At 70.4% G+C, this 1,233-nt stretch carries 4 protein-coding genes; all 4 read left to right on the forward strand.

The window, feature by feature from the left end:
* The coding region (locus EB75_RS29790) for a hypothetical protein (protein ID WP_217267741.1) at window positions 1–270 on the forward strand (270 nt) is incomplete at its 5' end.
* The gene (locus EB75_RS28265; RefSeq protein ID WP_073698495.1) at window positions 267–530 is read left to right on the forward strand and encodes a WhiB family transcriptional regulator; all 264 of its coding nucleotides are present in this window, start codon (window positions 267–269) and stop codon (window positions 528–530) included. The genes EB75_RS29790 and EB75_RS28265, both read left to right, overlap by 4 nt.
* The gene (locus EB75_RS28270) at window positions 527–865 is read left to right on the forward strand and encodes a hypothetical protein (RefSeq protein WP_073698496.1); all 339 of its coding nucleotides are present in this window, start codon (window positions 527–529) and stop codon (window positions 863–865) included. Before EB75_RS28265 ends, EB75_RS28270 begins: the two co-directional genes overlap by 4 nt.
* 101 nt (window positions 866–966) lie before the next feature.
* Window positions 967–1,128 (forward strand): hypothetical protein, encoded by a 162-nt coding sequence (locus EB75_RS29560; protein WP_168176144.1) that lies wholly within the window; start codon window positions 967–969, stop codon window positions 1,126–1,128.
* The last annotated feature ends 105 nt before the right edge of the window (window positions 1,129–1,233 follow it).

Raw genomic sequence — 1,233 nt, forward strand, 5'->3', positions numbered from 1 at the left:
GCTGAAGCGTATGCCGGCGCACTCTGTACGCCGTGCTCCACGTGCGGGGCAGAGGTCGGCCAGTACTGCACGACGCCCGACGGACGCCTGCGCCGCTGCCCCTGCGTAGCTCGCTGCCGGTCGATCCCCATCGAACTGAGGTCATCGAGCCGGGGAGCGGATTCCGACGCGGCACAGGGCCACTCAGCCCCGATTGCTCAGCAGCCGTTCGTGGACCTCGACGCCTACGCCGACCCGTCGGAACCCCGCTACCCGAGGAGCGAGCAGTGACGGCCCGGGCACTGCTCGCTGCGCTCGGTGGCCCGCCGCAGCTGAGGGGCGCGCTGTGCGTCGGCCGGCATCAGCTGTTCGACACGACGGGCGACGACCCCGCCAGCCGGCACCGCCAGGAACAGGCCACCGCGGTGTGCCGCACATGCCCGGTACTGGTGCCCTGCGCCCGCTGGCTCGATTCCCTACCCCCACACCAACGTCCGCTCGGCACCGTCGCCGCGCGGGTCATCACCACAACGACTGGAGGACCACGATGACCGACAACCCCACTGACAACCCCGGGCCCAACCCTTGCGGTAACCCTTGCCCGGTACCCGATTCCGTCGCCCCCGGCCGCGCCGACTTCTACCGTGTCGCCGCCGCCGTCGCGGCTGACGACCGCGACGGCATCACCCAGGTGCTGGCCGAGCTGTCGCTGCTGCACCCCGCGGCGTGGCAGTCAGTGATCGGGGCGGCAGCAGCCGAGTACGTCGGGCTGCTGGTGCACCTCAACGGCGGCGATCGCGATGCGGTGGCGGCAAAGCTGACTGCCGAGGCGTTCACCGCGCTGGATCACGCCAACGAGGTGGCGAACCGCGGGGGCCAGCACTGAGCGGCAACGAGTTCCATCCCGACAGCGCGCAGGTGGCGTTTCGTCTGATCCTGGCGCACCTGCAAGACGATGGGGACGCCGCGCGTTTCACGCTCGGGCAAGTGGGTGCAGACCCGTTCCCCGAGGTGGTGATGGTCGAGGCGGCCCAGTTGGCAGCTGCGATCGCGGCCAAGGAGCTCAGTGCTAACCGGGGTGGGCGGCAGTCGGCCATCGCGGTGGTATCGGGCTGGCTGCAGCGCGCGCTCGACGCCCAGGAAGGGTGAGCGGGCCGTATCGGGATCCTTGGTGCCACATGAGATTCGGCGTATGCTGCCGAACACGCGGGTCACCGCCGGCCCTGGCACTGGGCGGGTGATTCACTGATCGGC

The organism is Mycobacterium sp. ST-F2 (assembly GCF_001905655.1).
Lineage (GTDB): Bacteria > Actinomycetota > Actinomycetes > Mycobacteriales > Mycobacteriaceae > Mycobacterium.

Bases quoted from the DNA above. Each gene is read 5' to 3' on its own strand.
- EB75_RS28270 (WP_073698496.1), top strand. From the start codon at position 527: ATGACCGACAACCCCACTGACAACCCCGGGCCCAACCCTTGCGGTAAC.